This window comes from Kingella bonacorsii (assembly GCF_016623605.1).
GTDB classification, from domain to species: domain Bacteria; phylum Pseudomonadota; class Gammaproteobacteria; order Burkholderiales; family Neisseriaceae; genus Kingella_B; species Kingella_B oralis.
Genome location: NZ_JAEHNZ010000001.1, coordinates 480,400 through 494,634, shown reverse-complemented (window position 1 = coordinate 494,634; position 14,235 = coordinate 480,400). Strand labels below are relative to the sequence as shown.

Annotated in this window: 13 protein-coding genes and 1 pseudogene; 7 read left to right on the top strand and 7 right to left on the bottom strand. The window is 54.7% G+C overall.

Annotation, left to right across the window (positions count from 1 at the left end; genetic code table 11):
• Positions 1–215: 215 nt before the first annotated feature.
• The gene (locus JDW22_RS02545) at positions 216–2,075 is read left to right on the top strand and encodes an LTA synthase family protein (RefSeq protein WP_235964681.1); all 1,860 of its coding nucleotides are present in this window, start codon (positions 216–218) and stop codon (positions 2,073–2,075) included.
• Between the two features lie 304 nt (positions 2,076–2,379).
• On the opposite strand, the gene rfbD is transcribed toward JDW22_RS02545, so the two are convergent.
• Complete coding sequence (rfbD, locus tag JDW22_RS02540; protein WP_200521566.1) at positions 2,380–3,261, bottom strand: dTDP-4-dehydrorhamnose reductase; 882 nt, start codon at positions 3,259–3,261, stop codon at positions 2,380–2,382.
• A gap of 462 nt (positions 3,262–3,723) precedes the next feature.
• Between rfbD and JDW22_RS02535 the strand changes: the two are divergent.
• Positions 3,724–3,939, top strand: a pseudogene (locus JDW22_RS02535) (replication initiator protein A); the annotation flags it as partial.
• Between the two features lie 53 nt (positions 3,940–3,992).
• Here the strand turns inward: JDW22_RS02535 and cdiI (JDW22_RS02530) are convergent.
• The 6 genes from cdiI (JDW22_RS02530) to JDW22_RS02505 form a co-directional block, all read right to left on the bottom strand.
• Complete coding sequence (gene cdiI / locus JDW22_RS02530; protein WP_235964678.1) at positions 3,993–4,457, bottom strand: ribonuclease toxin immunity protein CdiI; 465 nt, start codon at positions 4,455–4,457, stop codon at positions 3,993–3,995.
• Between the two features lie 114 nt (positions 4,458–4,571).
• Positions 4,572–5,036: a ribonuclease toxin immunity protein CdiI gene (cdiI, locus tag JDW22_RS02525; RefSeq protein ID WP_235964677.1), complete on the bottom strand. Its 465-nt coding sequence runs from the start codon at positions 5,034–5,036 to the stop codon at positions 4,572–4,574.
• A complete protein-coding gene (locus tag JDW22_RS02520; protein ID WP_200521565.1) occupies positions 5,020–5,181 on the bottom strand; it encodes a hypothetical protein in 162 nt (53 codons plus the stop codon). Before JDW22_RS02520 ends, cdiI (JDW22_RS02525) begins: the two co-directional genes overlap by 17 nt.
• Positions 5,182–5,300: 119 nt before the next feature.
• The gene (locus JDW22_RS02515; protein ID WP_200521564.1) at positions 5,301–6,848 is read right to left on the bottom strand and encodes a phospholipase D family protein; all 1,548 of its coding nucleotides are present in this window, start codon (positions 6,846–6,848) and stop codon (positions 5,301–5,303) included.
• A gap of 125 nt (positions 6,849–6,973) precedes the next feature.
• The gene (locus JDW22_RS02510; RefSeq protein WP_200521563.1) at positions 6,974–7,456 is read right to left on the bottom strand and encodes a hypothetical protein; all 483 of its coding nucleotides are present in this window, start codon (positions 7,454–7,456) and stop codon (positions 6,974–6,976) included.
• Positions 7,457–7,465: 9 nt separating this feature from the next.
• The gene (locus JDW22_RS02505) at positions 7,466–8,248 is read right to left on the bottom strand and encodes a class I SAM-dependent methyltransferase (protein ID WP_200521562.1); all 783 of its coding nucleotides are present in this window, start codon (positions 8,246–8,248) and stop codon (positions 7,466–7,468) included.
• 142 nt (positions 8,249–8,390) lie between these two features.
• Here JDW22_RS02505 and JDW22_RS02500 point away from each other — a divergent pair, with 142 nt between their 5' ends.
• From JDW22_RS02500 to JDW22_RS02480, 5 genes are all read left to right on the top strand, one after another.
• A complete protein-coding gene (locus JDW22_RS02500) occupies positions 8,391–8,663 on the top strand; it encodes an ACT domain-containing protein (RefSeq protein WP_003795097.1) in 273 nt (90 codons plus the stop codon).
• Between the two features lie 80 nt (positions 8,664–8,743).
• Positions 8,744–9,442 carry a tetratricopeptide repeat protein gene (locus JDW22_RS02495; RefSeq protein WP_200521561.1) on the top strand — a complete coding sequence of 233 codons (699 nt, stop codon included), beginning with the start codon at positions 8,744–8,746 and terminating at the stop codon, positions 9,440–9,442.
• A 132-nt stretch (positions 9,443–9,574) separates the two neighbouring features.
• The gene (locus JDW22_RS02490; protein ID WP_200521560.1) at positions 9,575–10,933 is read left to right on the top strand and encodes a PFL family protein; all 1,359 of its coding nucleotides are present in this window, start codon (positions 9,575–9,577) and stop codon (positions 10,931–10,933) included.
• A gap of 78 nt (positions 10,934–11,011) precedes the next feature.
• Entirely contained in the window at positions 11,012–11,614 is a 603-nt protein-coding gene (locus tag JDW22_RS02485; RefSeq protein WP_200521559.1) for a hypothetical protein, read from the top strand.
• 399 nt (positions 11,615–12,013) lie between these two features.
• Positions 12,014–14,233 carry a TonB-dependent siderophore receptor gene (locus tag JDW22_RS02480; RefSeq protein WP_200521558.1) on the top strand — a complete coding sequence of 740 codons (2,220 nt, stop codon included), beginning with the start codon at positions 12,014–12,016 and terminating at the stop codon, positions 14,231–14,233.
• Positions 14,234–14,235: the final 2 nt, after the last annotated feature.

Sequence of the window (14,235 nt, the reverse complement as noted above, 5' to 3'; positions counted from 1 at the left end):
AACAGCGCAAACAGTAAAGGCAGCCTGAAACCTAAAATGGAGCGTCGGCGGCTCGCCGACATTGCTCCAACCCATCAAGCTCTGTTAAATCGTGCCATTTAGCAACAAGCCATCGCCACGCCATTTTAAATTTTCAGGCTGCCTCAACTTACCCCCAAAGGCAGCCTGAAAACCCAAATCACCCCTCCCCAACAACTCTCTCACCATCCCCCATCATGCACTCCCACACTCCCCGCCCCCTATGGCAACTCCCCCTGCTCGTACTCGCCCTTGCCGCGCTGGTTTTCGCCGCCCTGCGCCTCGCCCTACGCGTCGCCTATCCGCACTATTTCGCCGACACCCACCTGCTGCCCGCCTTGCTCACAGGCGCGCGCTTTGACCTAAAACTCGCCGTTATCGCCCTTGCCCCCTGCCTGCTGTGGTGGCTTGTGCCCACCCGCCGCGCCCGCGTGGCAACGGCATGGCTTGCCTTTGCGCTGCTGGTTGTGTTGCTCGGCTTGGGCATCGCCGATTTAGCCTATTTCGGCGAAGTCAGCCGCCACATCGGCAGCGATTTGCTCAACATCGGCGGCGACCTCGGCAGCATCGTCGGCATCGCGCTCGGCTCGCGCGTGGGCTACACGCTCGCCGCGCTCGCCGCCTTTGCCGCGCTTGCTTGTTTTTGGCAGCGCGTGGTGGTTCGCACCGCCCGCGCGCCGATTAAAAGCAGCCTGAAACGGCAAATCCCATCCGCCGTCGTGTTGCTGGCGGGCTATGTTTTACTCGCCCGCGGCATGGTGCTTACCGGCAAGCCGCTGGGCAGCATCGATGCCTTTAACGGCAACGGGCAAAGCCAAGCCAATCTCAGCCTAAACGGCATACTCGTTACCCTGCAAGCCCTAAACGACCGCCGCCAAGCCGCCCCGCTGCGTTATCTTGATGATGCCACCGCCCAGCGCATCGCCGCCCAGCATCCCCATCCCTTCCGCTACCAAAGCAGCAACCCGCCCAGCCGCAAAAACGTCATCATCCTGCTGCTGGAAAGTTGGAGCTACAAATACATTGACGCGCTGGCAGGCAAAGGCTACCGCGCCACGCCACACATGGACGCGCTCATCGCCCAAAGCCAAGTGTGGACGAACTTCTACGCCGCAGGGCAACGCAGCATTATCGGCATCCAAGCCAGCTTAACTTCCGTGCCCGCCCTGCCCAACCGCCAGCCCATCGGCTTCGGGCTAGAACTCAACAACATGAGCCGCATCGCCGAAATCGCGCAAAAACAAGGCTACCGCACGCTGATGCTGCAAACCTCCAACCGCCGCTCGTTCCACATCGACGGCGTAGCCAAAGCCATCGGCTTTCAAGAATACTACGGCAAAGAAGACGTGCCCATTATCCGCGCCTACCCGCAAGACCCGCCGCCCTTTGGCTGGGACTACGACAGCCTGATGTATTTTGGCAAACAAATCAGCAGCAAGCCCGAGCCCTTCTTCGCCTTCTTTTTCAGCGGCACCACCCACGAACCCTACGCCCGCACAGGCAAAGAATTTGACACCCGTCCCCACGCCGAAACAGGCGAAAACGGCTTTCTCAACACCCTGCAATACAGCGATTGGTCGGTTGCACAATTCATGCAATACGCCGCCCAACAACCGTGGCACAACAACACCATCTACATCTTTATGGCCGACCACACCCGCAACGAACCCATCCGCAGCGACAGCGTGCGCGAGCAATACCACATCCCGCTGATTGTGTACCACCCGCAATGGCAGCCTGAAAAACATCCCGAACTCGCCAGCCAATACGACATCCTGCCCACTCTAGCCGACTGGCTCGGCATCCAGCAGCCCGTGTACACCTTCGGGCGCAGCCTTGCCAACCGGCAAACACGCGCCAACGAACTGCCCCTGATGCTCAACCACGGCGACGATGCCTACATCCTCAGCTCCAACGGCATCGCCCCGCTCGCCCCAGGTAGCCTGAAACCGTTAGACAGCAACCACAGCAGCGCATGGCAGCAAGATTGGCAATACGAGCAATGGCGCATCCAAACCGCCGACCAAAAACTACGCTATAACCAATGGGCGCAGTAAGCAGGCGATAAGGCAGCCTGAAAGTGGCGCATCGGCGGCTCGCCAATATTTCGCTGGCAACTTGCCAATAAGCGCAGCAAATAGTGCGTGAACCAGTTCACACACCCACACCCGCCCATTTGGTAACAAGCCATCGCTGCACCATTTATTAGCTTTTCAGGCTGCCTTTGCCCATCCCCAATCCAAAAAACGCCGCAGGTCGTCCTATTGACCTGCGGCGTTTGTTTACATCAGATGGACGGCGTTTGCCCGATGGCGGCAACGCTTGATTGCACAACGGCAACCAAGGCAGCCTGAAACCCGCTTAAACATAGTCTTTCAGGCTGCCTAATGCGGCTTGCCAGTCGCTGGGGGCGATGCCGAAGGCGGCTTGGATTTTGCTGCAATCGAGGCGCGAGTTAGCGGGGCGGCGGGCGGGGGTGGGGTAGTCGGCGGTGGCGATGGCGTTGAGCGTGGGAATGCGCGGCAGCAGGTTTTGCTCGGCGGCGCGGCGGAAGATTTCGCCGGCAAAGCCGTGCCAGCTGGTGTAGGGGCTGCCTGAAAAGTGGTACACGCCGTATTCGACGGGCTGCCCTGCGGCGATGTGTCGGGCGATTTGGATGAGCGCGGCGGCGATGTCGCCTGCGTAGGTGGGCGCGCCGAATTGGTCGGCAACGATGCCGAGCGTGTCGCGTTCGCGTCCGAGCCGCAGCATGGTTTTCACGAAATTGTTACCGTGTTCGCCAAACACCCATGCAGTGCGCAAGACGATGGTGCGCGGGCAGGCGGCGAGCGCGGCGGTTTCGCCGTCTAATTTGGTTTGCCCGTACACGCTTTGCGCGGCGGTGGGGTCGGTTTCGCGGTAGGGGGCTTCGCCTTTGCCGTCAAACACATAGTCGGTGGAGATGTGCAAAAACGCTGCGCCGACGGTTTGGGCGGCTTCGGCGAGGTGGCGCGTGCCGTTTACGTTGATGGCGCGGGCGAGTTCGGCTTCGCTTTCGGCTTTATCCACGGCGGTGTGGGCGGCGGCGTTGATGATGATGTGGGGGCGGTGGGTTTGGGCAGCCTGAAACACGGCGGCGCGGTCGGTGATGTCCAGCGTGTCGCGGTCGGCGGCGATGACGGTGGCGTCGGGCCGGGCTTGCAGTTGGCGCACGAGCTGGCTGCCGACTTGTCCGTTTGCGCCGGTGATAAGGTAGGTGGTCATGGGGTGCTCCTTTGGCGTGGGGGGCGTGGGGGTTAAAGGGGGAAGGTGTTTTCAACCTTGCGCGTTGCGCTGCGGTATACCCCTTTGGCTTTGCATAAGTTCGCATGGCTAAATCAAAGATTTAGATGCTCACTTATACCCAAATCAAAGATTTGGACAAAGGGGCAAGGCTGCCTATTATAAGGGGTGGTTGGGGCAGCCTGAAATCTAAAATGGAGCGGCGATGGCTCGCCGCCAGATGGTTGCTTGAATGGGCTGTGCGTTGGTTGCCGTGATGTTGGCACTGCTGACGCTCTATTACCATTTCAGGCTGCCTGTGGTGGGGGCGATTGAGGCAGCCTGAAAATAAATGGGCGGGGGATTAAATAGGCGGTGCGGCTGCGTTGCCAAGATGTTGTCGTGCTGCCAATGCTTCATGCGCGGATGGCAGTTGGGTAAGATTTTCGGGCTGAGCTATGTGCTAAACATTGCGGGAAACAAAAAGAATGGTCTATTTCTCTTGAATTGCTACATAAAAAATCGGGCAGCATGGCTACGCTACGAGAGTTTCGCCGTGCTGTTCGCTCAATGGTTGCCAGCAATGATTTGCCCGATTACAGACTGACTTATGATGATAAGAAAGATGTGTTGAGAGTGCGGAATCGGGATTGGTCTAAATTTCTCAAAAAATCACCATAGGCAGCCTGAAAAGCCTAAATTGAGAGTTTTCAGGCTGCCTAAATGGGGTAACATCATTCAAGAGGTTTATATTCAGCTGGAAACTCATCTACCCCAATCGGTTGCCAATTATCTAAAATCTGATTTAAGAAATCGCGGTATTTTTGCTCGGGGTGGAGTTCTAGAAAATGCTCACAGGCTTGCTTGGCGTAAGCAAAACAAACACTCTCTGGAACACGAACTACCCAATCGGGTAAGTCAAATCCCCATACAAATTCAATGCCTAAGAAGTGATCTCTAGGATCTGGGCTATTAAAATCTGGGTAAAAACAATAAGTTCCCTCTATGCAAAAGGTATCATATTCTGCCAAAATACAATGAATTGCCTCTAAAAATAGACCATCATGATAAAAAACACTAAAACAATATTTAATTGTTCTTTCTGGATTATCCATGTCATCCGTATTTGGATAAAAAAAGCCAAAATTATCAGGTTCTATTGGATTATAAAGAGGAATATCTTTATTCTGGATGCACATTATTTATCACTCCTGTGTTTTTATCTACATAAACCTTAAATTTTTCAAAAAATCACAATAGGCAGCCTGAAAAGCCTAAATTGAGAGTTTTCAGGCTGCCTAAATGGGGTAACATCATTCAAGAGGTTTATATTCAGCTGGAAACTCATCTACCCCAATCGGTTGCCAATTATCTAAAATCTGATTTAAGAAATCGCGGTATTTTTGCTCAGGATGGAGTTCTAAAAACCGCTCGCAGGCTTTCTTGGCGTAAGCAAAACAAACTTTTTCTGGAACATAAACCATCCATTCTGGATCATCAAAGCCAACGACAAATTGGATACCTAGAAAGTGATCACTAGGATCTGGACTATTAAAATCAGGATAGAAACAATAAGTCCCCTCTACATAAAATGTATCATGTTTTGCTAGAATATAGTAAATCGCTTTTAAAAATACACCATCATTGTAAAAAATGCTAAAACATTGCTTAATGGTTCTATCTGGATTATCCATAAAATGGTTTACCGAATAAAAAAAACTAAATGTGTCTGATTTTGTTGGATTGTATGATGGTAAATCTTCATTCTGGATGAACATTTCTAACTACTCCTGTGTTTTTATCTACATAAACTCTAAATTTAATACCATTAAAATATTCGCTGTATCGGTCTTCTCCTTGATTTGTGTATTTGTAATACCCTTTTGCAGCGGCTTTCTGCCCCCACTCCAATATATCTTTCATTCCCGCCTGCGCGAGAATGACGGCAGTTGTTGCGTTTCAGGCTGCCGTTGGGGTTTTGCCAAGGTTTCAGGCTGCCTATTATGGCGACAGCTAAGGCAGCCTGAAATCCAAAAACCGCATCACAACAGCCGCTCAATCGGTAGCCATGATAAAAATTTGCTCAGAGCGAGTTTAAATAGGCTGGCTTGTGGTTCGGTGGTGGCGGGTGGTTGCTCGGGGTGGTCGGGGTCTTGCCATTGCACTTTGCCGTTGTGGCTTAGGGTTACGCGGTAGGCTTCGTGCTGGGCTTGTTGGTGTAGCTGTTGTTGCAGGGTTTGGGCGAGCTCGGGGCTTTGGATGACCACGCCCATTTCGGTGTTGAGCCGTGCGCTGCGGGGGTCTAGGTTAAACGAGCCAACAAACACGCGCTGTTGATCCACGATAAAGGTTTTGGCGTGTAGGCTGGTGCTGGAATTGCCGGTTAGCCCGCGGTCTTTGAGTTTGCGTTTTTTGTCGTTGCTTTCGGCTTTGAGTTCGTAGAGTTCTACGCCTGCGCGCAGCAGGGGTTTGCGGTAGCGCATATAGCCTGAATGCACGGGGGCAACGTCGGTGGCGGCGAGGGAGTTGGTGAGGATGGTGGTGTGGATGCCCGATTGGGTGATGGTTTGCATGATGTCTGCGCCTGTGCGCGTGGGCACGAAATAGGGGCTGACGAGATAGAGTTCGCGCTGGGGCGTGCCGAGGGCTTTTTGGATTTCGTGCCACACGTTGACGCGCACTTTGCGGTCTAGGGCTTTGGCGGGGTCGTCGCTCACCAGTTGGATTTGGCTGGGGTAGTATTTCAGGCTGCCTTGGAGGGGGGATTCGGGGGCGGGCTCTGGCGCGGGGGCGTTGAGCTGGGCGTTGCCTTGGGCGATGCGGCGGGCGGTGGGCTTGATGATGGTTTCTATCGGATAGGCGGAGTCGCTGCGCCAATAGCGGTCAAATTCTTGCGAAATGCGGGTTACGATGCTGCCGCTCACTAAAACGTCCATGTCGGCGAAGGTGGTTTTTTGTGCGCTGTCGGTGAGGTATTCGTCGCCGATGTTGCGCCCGCCGATGATGCTGGCGCGGTTGTCGGCGATGAGGGTTTTGTTGTGCATACGGCGGTTTACGCGGGGGAAATCGGCAAGATAGCCCAGCGCGCGCCATTTGCGGATGAGAAAGGGGTTGAACAGGCGGATTTGGATGTTGGGATGGGCGTTGAGCGCGGTGAGGATGTTGTCCATGCCGTTGGTGTTGTTGTCATCCAGCAGCAGGCGCACGCGCACGCCGCGTTCGGCGGCTTGTTGCAGCTTGTGCAAGAGTTGCTTGCCTGTGGCGTCGTTGTGCCAAATGTAGTATTGCGCGTCGATGGACACGCTGGCGTGGTCAATCAGGCTGGCGCGCAGGGTGTAGGCTTGGTTGGCTTGGTCGATGATGTGGGTGTGGGCGTTGAAGATGGGCTCGGTTTGTGGTTTGGGCTGGGTATCAGGCGGTGGGGCGGCGGGGTTAGGGGCGGGGTCGCTGTTGGGTGGCAGGTTGAGGGCGTGTTCTAGCTGGGGGCTGTGGACGGTGGGGATGTAGATGGAGGGCTCGCGCTGGGATAGGTCGGGGAGCGTTTGGCAGGCGGTAATCAGCGGGGCGAGTAGGAGTAGGGTGTGGCGCATGATGTGGTTTTAAGGGCGGGCGGGATTAAGGCAGCCTGAAAATTGTTAATTGTTAAAAGTGGCGCGTATTGTAGCAAAAAGCAGCCTGAAAACGCGGTTCAGGCTGCTGGGGGTTTATTGGCGTGCTAGTCAAGAAAATCATAAACAAAATAACTGTCCACATAATATCCAAAGATATTTGTTTTTGTATGAGCATGAACAAATACTACTTTATTGCAGTAATCATGATGATTATTTAAATATTCACGTTCCAATGAATAATATTTCTTACCCGATGGAAAGCTAAGGGGAAATAATGACCGCGAATTATTCACTATTGAATGCTGATTACCGCTTTTATCTTTATAAACTAATTTATATACTTTGCCCCAACGACTGTTATGCTGATAATACAAACAACCTTGTTGCAAATTATTTTTATCTTTTGATTGCCACCAACCTATCCAAAACGGCATGTGCATTGATATAAATAAGTGCAAAACTATCAAAATAAGCATGAGCACAAAGCCATAAGGTATCAGCATCAGTAATCTGTTTTTCTTTCTGATAAGGGTTATTTCGCCATCTATTATTTTAATAATTGCGGTTTTATCTTCAAATTTTTTCATTTTTTATGCCTACTGCTTGCGCGGCAAAAACTGCACCAAATGCGTATTTTCGGGCAACAGAGTTTTGCGCAGCGCGTGCCCTTGGATGATTTCCAGCGTGAGCGTTTTCAGGCTGCCTTGTTGCCATGCTTGTTGCACAAGGTTTTGCGCGGCGGCTTCGTCGCTGGGGCGCAGGGCTTGCCAGATGCCGAGTTCGGCGATGTCTTGCAGCAGGGCGGCGGGGCTTTGGTAAGTTAGTGTAAGGCTGATGGTGTCCACGATGGGGTCGTAGAATTGGTGTTCCAGCAGGGCGTCGCCGAGGTCGTGCATATCAACCAGCGTGGGGGCGGAGTAGGGGATGTTGTGCTGGCGCAGGAGGTGGCGGATTTCGGGCAGGCTTTGGTCGCCGAGGTGGCTGAAAAAGAGTAGCCCGTTGTCGTGCAGGGCTTGCGACCAGTTGGCGAGGGTGTCGCCGATGTTGTTGGCGTGGTGCAGCATCAGGTTGCTCCACAGCATTTCTGCGCTGTTTTCAGGCAGCCTGAAAGTGGGCGAAAGCTGGGTTTGCGGGATTTGCCCTTTGCCTGCGAGTTTGCCGAGCCAGCCGCTTTGGGCGCGGCGGGCTTGCGCGGCTTGGGCGAGCCATTGGGGGCGGTGGTCGTATTCGCTGAATGCGGCTTGCGGATGGCGTTGGGCGAGCAGGCGGCGGCTGGCGTCGCGGTCTGCGCCGTGGAGCAGGATAGTTTGGGGCTGGCGGCGCAGCAGCAAGAGGCGGCTGTCCATTTGTTCGGCGATGTGGGCGTGGATGGGGAGCATGGTTGTTGTGCGGGTAAATAAAAAGCTGTGATTTTAGGCAGCCTGAAATGGAGCGGCAAGCAATGATGCGTTTCAGGCTGCCTGAAAACAGCGTTTGGGCTACAATGCGCCTTTCTGTAAACATCGCATTGAAAGGCGCATCATGTCGCAATCCATTATCAGCGTGATTGGCAAAGACCGCGTGGGCATCGTGTACAACGTATCCAAGCTGCTCGCGGAAAATCAAATCAATATTGTGAATATCAGCCAGCAGCTGATGGGTGAATTTTTCACCATGATTATTCTGGTGGACACCCGCCAATGCAGCAAAACGCCGCCGCAGCTGGCGGAGCTGTTTGCCGCGGAGGGCAAAAAATTATCGCTGGAAATCCGCATTCAAAACGAAGAGATTTTTCACGCCATGCACCGCATTTGAGCCATCGGGCAGCCTGAAACGGCAACCTGTTTTTAGGCTGCCTTATTGCAACCCCATCTTTCCCCAAAGGCAGCCTGAAAATGAAAAAACGCCTGTTTGCCGCCTTGTTCGCCGCGTTGGGCACAATCGCCAGCCCAACCGCCCAAGCCGCGCCCTATCCGCCGCACGACATCATGAGCATCGTCCGGCCCGACCATATTGACATGCCGCTTGCCGACAAAGTGATGAGCGATTTGTATGACCACGCGGGCAACTACCCACCGCGCTTTGACAACGATGCCGACCGGCAGCGCGCCCAAGCCGAAGCCGCACAGCTCAACCGCCTGTTTGCAGGCATCATCAAAGTGAAAGCCGTTACCCCGCAGCAGCCTGAAAAATACATCAACGTGCTCTACCGCCTCGCGCGGCTCAACGCGATGGCGCACAACATGGACATGCCCAACGCCGCCGCCCAAGCCGACCGCTATTTTGAAGAAATGATTAAGCTCTTGAGCGGCAAGCCCAAAGAAAAAGCCCGCGCCCAAGGCGAATACGGTGCGTTTTTGGTGGGCAGCAACCGCATAGACCGCGCCATGCCGCTGTTGCAGCAGGCGGTTAAAGGTGGCGACGGCAACGCCCATTTGCCGCTGGGCATGGCGTATCTGATGAAAGGCAAGCAAGCCGAAGCGGTGAAACATTTGCAAACCCATCAGAAAAATCACCCGCAAGACGAGCGCGCCCGCGTGCTGTTGGAAGCGATTGAAAAAGGCACGTTTAAAGTGCATCGCGTCAATCCCTGATTATTGCGGCAGCCTGAAACGGCGAAACCCACTTTCAGGCTGCCTTGCCGCCATCTTTGTTTTATCCCAGCCAAAGGCAGCCTGAAACGGCGTAGCAACGGCTTTCAGGCTGCCTCTTTCACGGAAACTCCTATGAACACCCTACAATCCACCGAAATCCTAGAAACCATCCGCATGGTGTCCGACCAAAACTTCGACGTGCGTACCATCACCATCGGCATCGACCTGCACGACTGTATCTCGCCCGACATCAACACGCTCAACCAAAACATCTACAACAAAATCACCCGCATCGGCAAAGACTTAGTCGCCACCGCGCAGCATCTTTCCGCCAAATACGGCGTGCCGATTGTGAACCAGCGCATCTCGGTAACGCCCATTGCGCAAATCGCCGCCGCCACAGGCGCGGATAGCTATGTGAGCATCGCGCAAACGCTGGATCGCGCGGCAAAAGCCATTGGCGTGTCGTTTATCGGCGGCTTTTCCGCGCTGGTGCAAAAAGGCATATCGCCCGCCGATGAAACGCTGATCCGCTCCATTCCCGAAGCGATGCGAACCACCGATATTGTGTGCAGCTCCATCAACATCGGCTCCACCCGCGCGGGCATCAATATGGACGCGGTGAAGCTGGCGGGCGAAATCATCAAGCAAACCGCCAACATCACGCCCGAAGGCTTTGGCTGCGCGAAGATTGTGGTGTTTTGCAACGCGGTGGAAGACAACCCGTTTATGGCGGGCGCGTTCCACGGCGTGGGCGAGGCAGACGCGGTGATTAACGTGGGTGTGTCGGGGCCGGGCGTGGTTCAGGCTGCCTTAAAAGACTGCGACAGCCAAAATCTCACCGAAATCGCCGAAATCGTGAAAAAAACCGCGTTCAAAATTACCCGCGTGGGTGAGCTGATTGGGCAGGAAGCGGCGAAAATGCTCGGCATTCCGTTCGGCATTTTGGATTTGTCGCTCGCGCCGACTCCTGCCATGGGCGACAGCGTGGCGCGGATTTTGGAAAGCATGGGCTTATCCGTGTGCGGCACGCACGGTACCACCGCCGCGCTCGCGCTCTTAAACGACGCGGTGAAAAAAGGCGGCATGATGGCTTCCAGCGCCGTGGGCGGGCTAAGTGGCGCGTTTATCCCCGTGTCGGAAGACGAAGGCATGATTGCCGCCGCCGAAAGCGGCGTGCTCACGCTGGACAAGCTGGAAGCGATGACCGCCGTGTGCTCCGTGGGCTTGGACATGGTTGCCGTGGCGGGCGACACCCCCGCCAGCACCATCGCGGGTATCATCGCCGACGAAGCCGCCATCGGCATGATTAACAGCAAAACCACCGCCGTGCGAATTATTCCCGTGCGCGGCAAAGGCGTGGGCGAAAGCGTGGAGTTCGGCGGGCTCTTGGGCTACGCGCCGATTATGCCGACCAAAGCAGGCAGCTGCGAAGCGTTTGTGAACCGCGGCGGGCGCATCCCAGCGCCTGTGCAGAGTATGAAAAACTGATTTGCTGTCAACCATCAGAGGCAGCCTGAAAACGGATTGACCGCGTTTCAGGCTGCCTTTTGGCTAACGGAGTAACCCATGATTGTTTTACCAATCGACACCTGCGAAATGTTCTGGCGCGCGTTTGCCGGCGAAGCGCTGCCCGCCGAGTTGGAACAATGGATTTACGCGCACGATGCCGAGCTGGAAGCCCTGCTGCCCGATGATGTGTATCTGGATTTGATTGCGCTGGATTTTGCCGACAAATGGGCGTTGCACGAGATTGAAAAGCTGGTGGGCGCTTATGTGCAGCGCGACAGCCAAGCCTACCAACGCTTTGAAGACGGCAAGCCCGCGCGGGAAACGCTCCGATATTTGCGGCGGCTGGCGGCTCAGCCCGACGATACTTTGGCGTTTGAAAACCTGCTGGATTACACGCAGCATTTCCCCTTTCTCTACGATTTGACGAACGAGCTGCAAGACTGGTTTGCCGATGGCTACCGCACGCCGCTTCCGCCCCAAAAGCAAGCCCAAATCCGCGCGCTGGCGCAAGGCTTGCTGGACGACATCGCCGCCGGGCGGATTGTGTTTGCGTTTACCACCCAAGGCGTGCTGTTTTGCTTGGACAAAAGGCAGCCTGAAAACGGGCAAAACGGGTTTTCAGGCTGCCTCAAACGCTTATTCAGACGATTGAAACGTTAAATAAAACGAAAGGCAGCCTGAAAACCGAATGCTCCAACAAAGCCCAAACCAGCCAAGCCCAAGCCGAGCCGCCCGTTTTCAGGCTGCCGCAGCCCATCAATAACCGCGTTCAAATTTCATTGATTTGCATCAAACAACCTGCGCCGCATGAATCATTTTTATATAACTTTGCGTTTTTTTACGTTATGCTTGCGCCCGCTGCCGGGCCGCACAAGAAAAATCACGGGAAAACGGTTTGAAAAATAATTATATTTCAGCATGATGGCTTTAATTTGCCGTCTGCCGTCCATTTTCCCCAAAAACAAACACGCAATCTAACGCAGCCAAGCAAACAGGGCAACGCAAAACCGCCCATGCTGTTTTGTGCTTGCAAAATATTTCTCTACAAAGGAAATCCCAATGAATCCAAAACACCGCCACAAAATCCGCACGCTCGCGCTTTGCCTTGCTGCGCTGCCCGCTGCCGCCTTTGCCGAAGATGGCAACACCGCAACCGAATTGGAAAACATTACCGTAACCGCCAAAAACCGCAGTCTGAAAACGGAAAACCGCAACAGCTACGGCGTGGGCGCGTTGCGCTCCACCACAGGCTTGGTGCTTTCGCCGCGCGAAGTGCCGCAATCGGTAACCGTGCTCACCAAAAAGCAGCTTGAAGACCAAGGCATCACGCGCCTTGAAGATGCGCTGAAAACCGCCACAGGCATCAATGTATTCCAATCGGGAGGCCGCACGCACTTTATGTCGCGCGGCTATTTTATTGAGCAGATTGAAGAAGATGGCATTGCTGCGCAAACTGGCTCGCCCGGTGGCTTTGGTCTTGGCGGCCCATCAGGCGACCCGACCACCGCCACCGACTTGGCGATGTATGACCGCGTGGAAATTGTGCGCGGCGCGGCGGGGCTAACGCAGGCGAACAACGAGCCGGGCGGCACGGTCAATCTCGTGCGTAAAAAACCGACCGCGCAAACACAGATTTCCGCCGACCTTTTGGCGGACCGCTTCGGCAAAATCAACGGCGTGTTTGATGCTTCGGGCACGCTCTCACCAGAAAACGGCCTGCGCGGACGTTTTGTTGGCTCAATAACGCGCAACAAAACCTTCCAAGAAGGCTCGCACGGCCGCGACTATATGCTGTACGGCATTCTTGAAAAAGACATCGGCGACACCGGCAAACTCACATTGAGCGCAAGCCACCTTGACCAGATGAGCCGCCCCGACCCCGACGGCCTGCCGCTGTTTGCCGATGGCAGTGGCTTTGAGCGCAAACGCTATTTGGGCGCAGATTGGAACACCGAACGTCAGAAAAAAGACACGCTGTTTGCCGAATACGAACACTATTTCAACGACAACTGGAAACTGGACAGCAAACTAGACTGGCGCAAAACACGCGGTTATAAAGAGTATTACACGCTGGGCGGCGGCAACCGTGGCATCGGCGCAGACAACCTTGCTGGGAACAACAGCTTTGACCGCTACGACAGCAGCAGCCGTCTGTTCACCTTTCAAAACAACCTTACTGGTCGCTTCCAAGCCTTTGGTCGCAGCCACGACATCTTTTTCGCCCACACTTTCGCGCAAGAAAAAGACACCTCGCTTAACCGCTGGCCTGCAAGCGATCGCCGCAAATTTAATGTAAACACATTCAACGGCAGCGAAATCGCCAAACCCGATTGGGACGCAGCGGGAAACAGCGCACGCGGCGGCGAAGGCCGTTACAAAACCCATTCTTTCGGCGCAGGTTTCCGTATCAACCCGCTAGACAATCTGCACATTATTGTAGGCGGTCGTTATACCCGCTGGTATCGCGCCCTTGACTGGGACAGAAACCTCAAAGACCGCACTCCCGCCACCACGCAGGAGCTCAAACGCAACCGCTTTGTGCCCTACGCAGGCATCACGTTTGACCTGACACCTAACCAAAGCCTGTATGCCGCCTACACCTCCATTTTCAAACAAACCATGAACCGCCGCGCTGACGACAGCCTGCTGCCGCCGATTATGGGCAAAAACTACGAAATCGGCTGGAAAGGCACATGGAACGGAGGCCGCCTGAACACATCACTCGCCGCCTACCTCACCGACAAAGACAACAACAACCAGCGCGTCAACCCGCCCGCAGGCAGCGGTCGCCAAGCCTATTGGACTTCGCTTGACCAGCGCAGCAAAGGTGTGGAAGCTGAAATTTCAGGCAGCATCACCGACCGCTGGAACATCTTTGCTGGCTACACCTTCAATCGCAGCACCAACCGCAACACCATTCAGGAAAACATCGCCAGCAGGCAGGCGGGCTACAATTTCAGCAGCCACACGCCCAAGCATATGTTCCGCCTTTACACCAGCTACACGCTGCCCTTTGACAGCGACAAATGGACAGTTGGTCTCGGCATCAACAGCAGCAGCAAATCCAGCACCAGCGGTGGCACCATCCGCCAAGGCGGCTACACCGTGTGGAACGCCAATCTGCAATACCGCCCCACCAAGCAGATACAGTTGAGCCTTGCTGTGAACAACCTCACCGATAAACGCTACTATGCCAACCAATACAGCCGCAGCTTTAATAGCGGCAATTTCTACGGCGAACCGCGCAACGTGCTGCTTGGTTTTAAATGGAAAATGTAAGG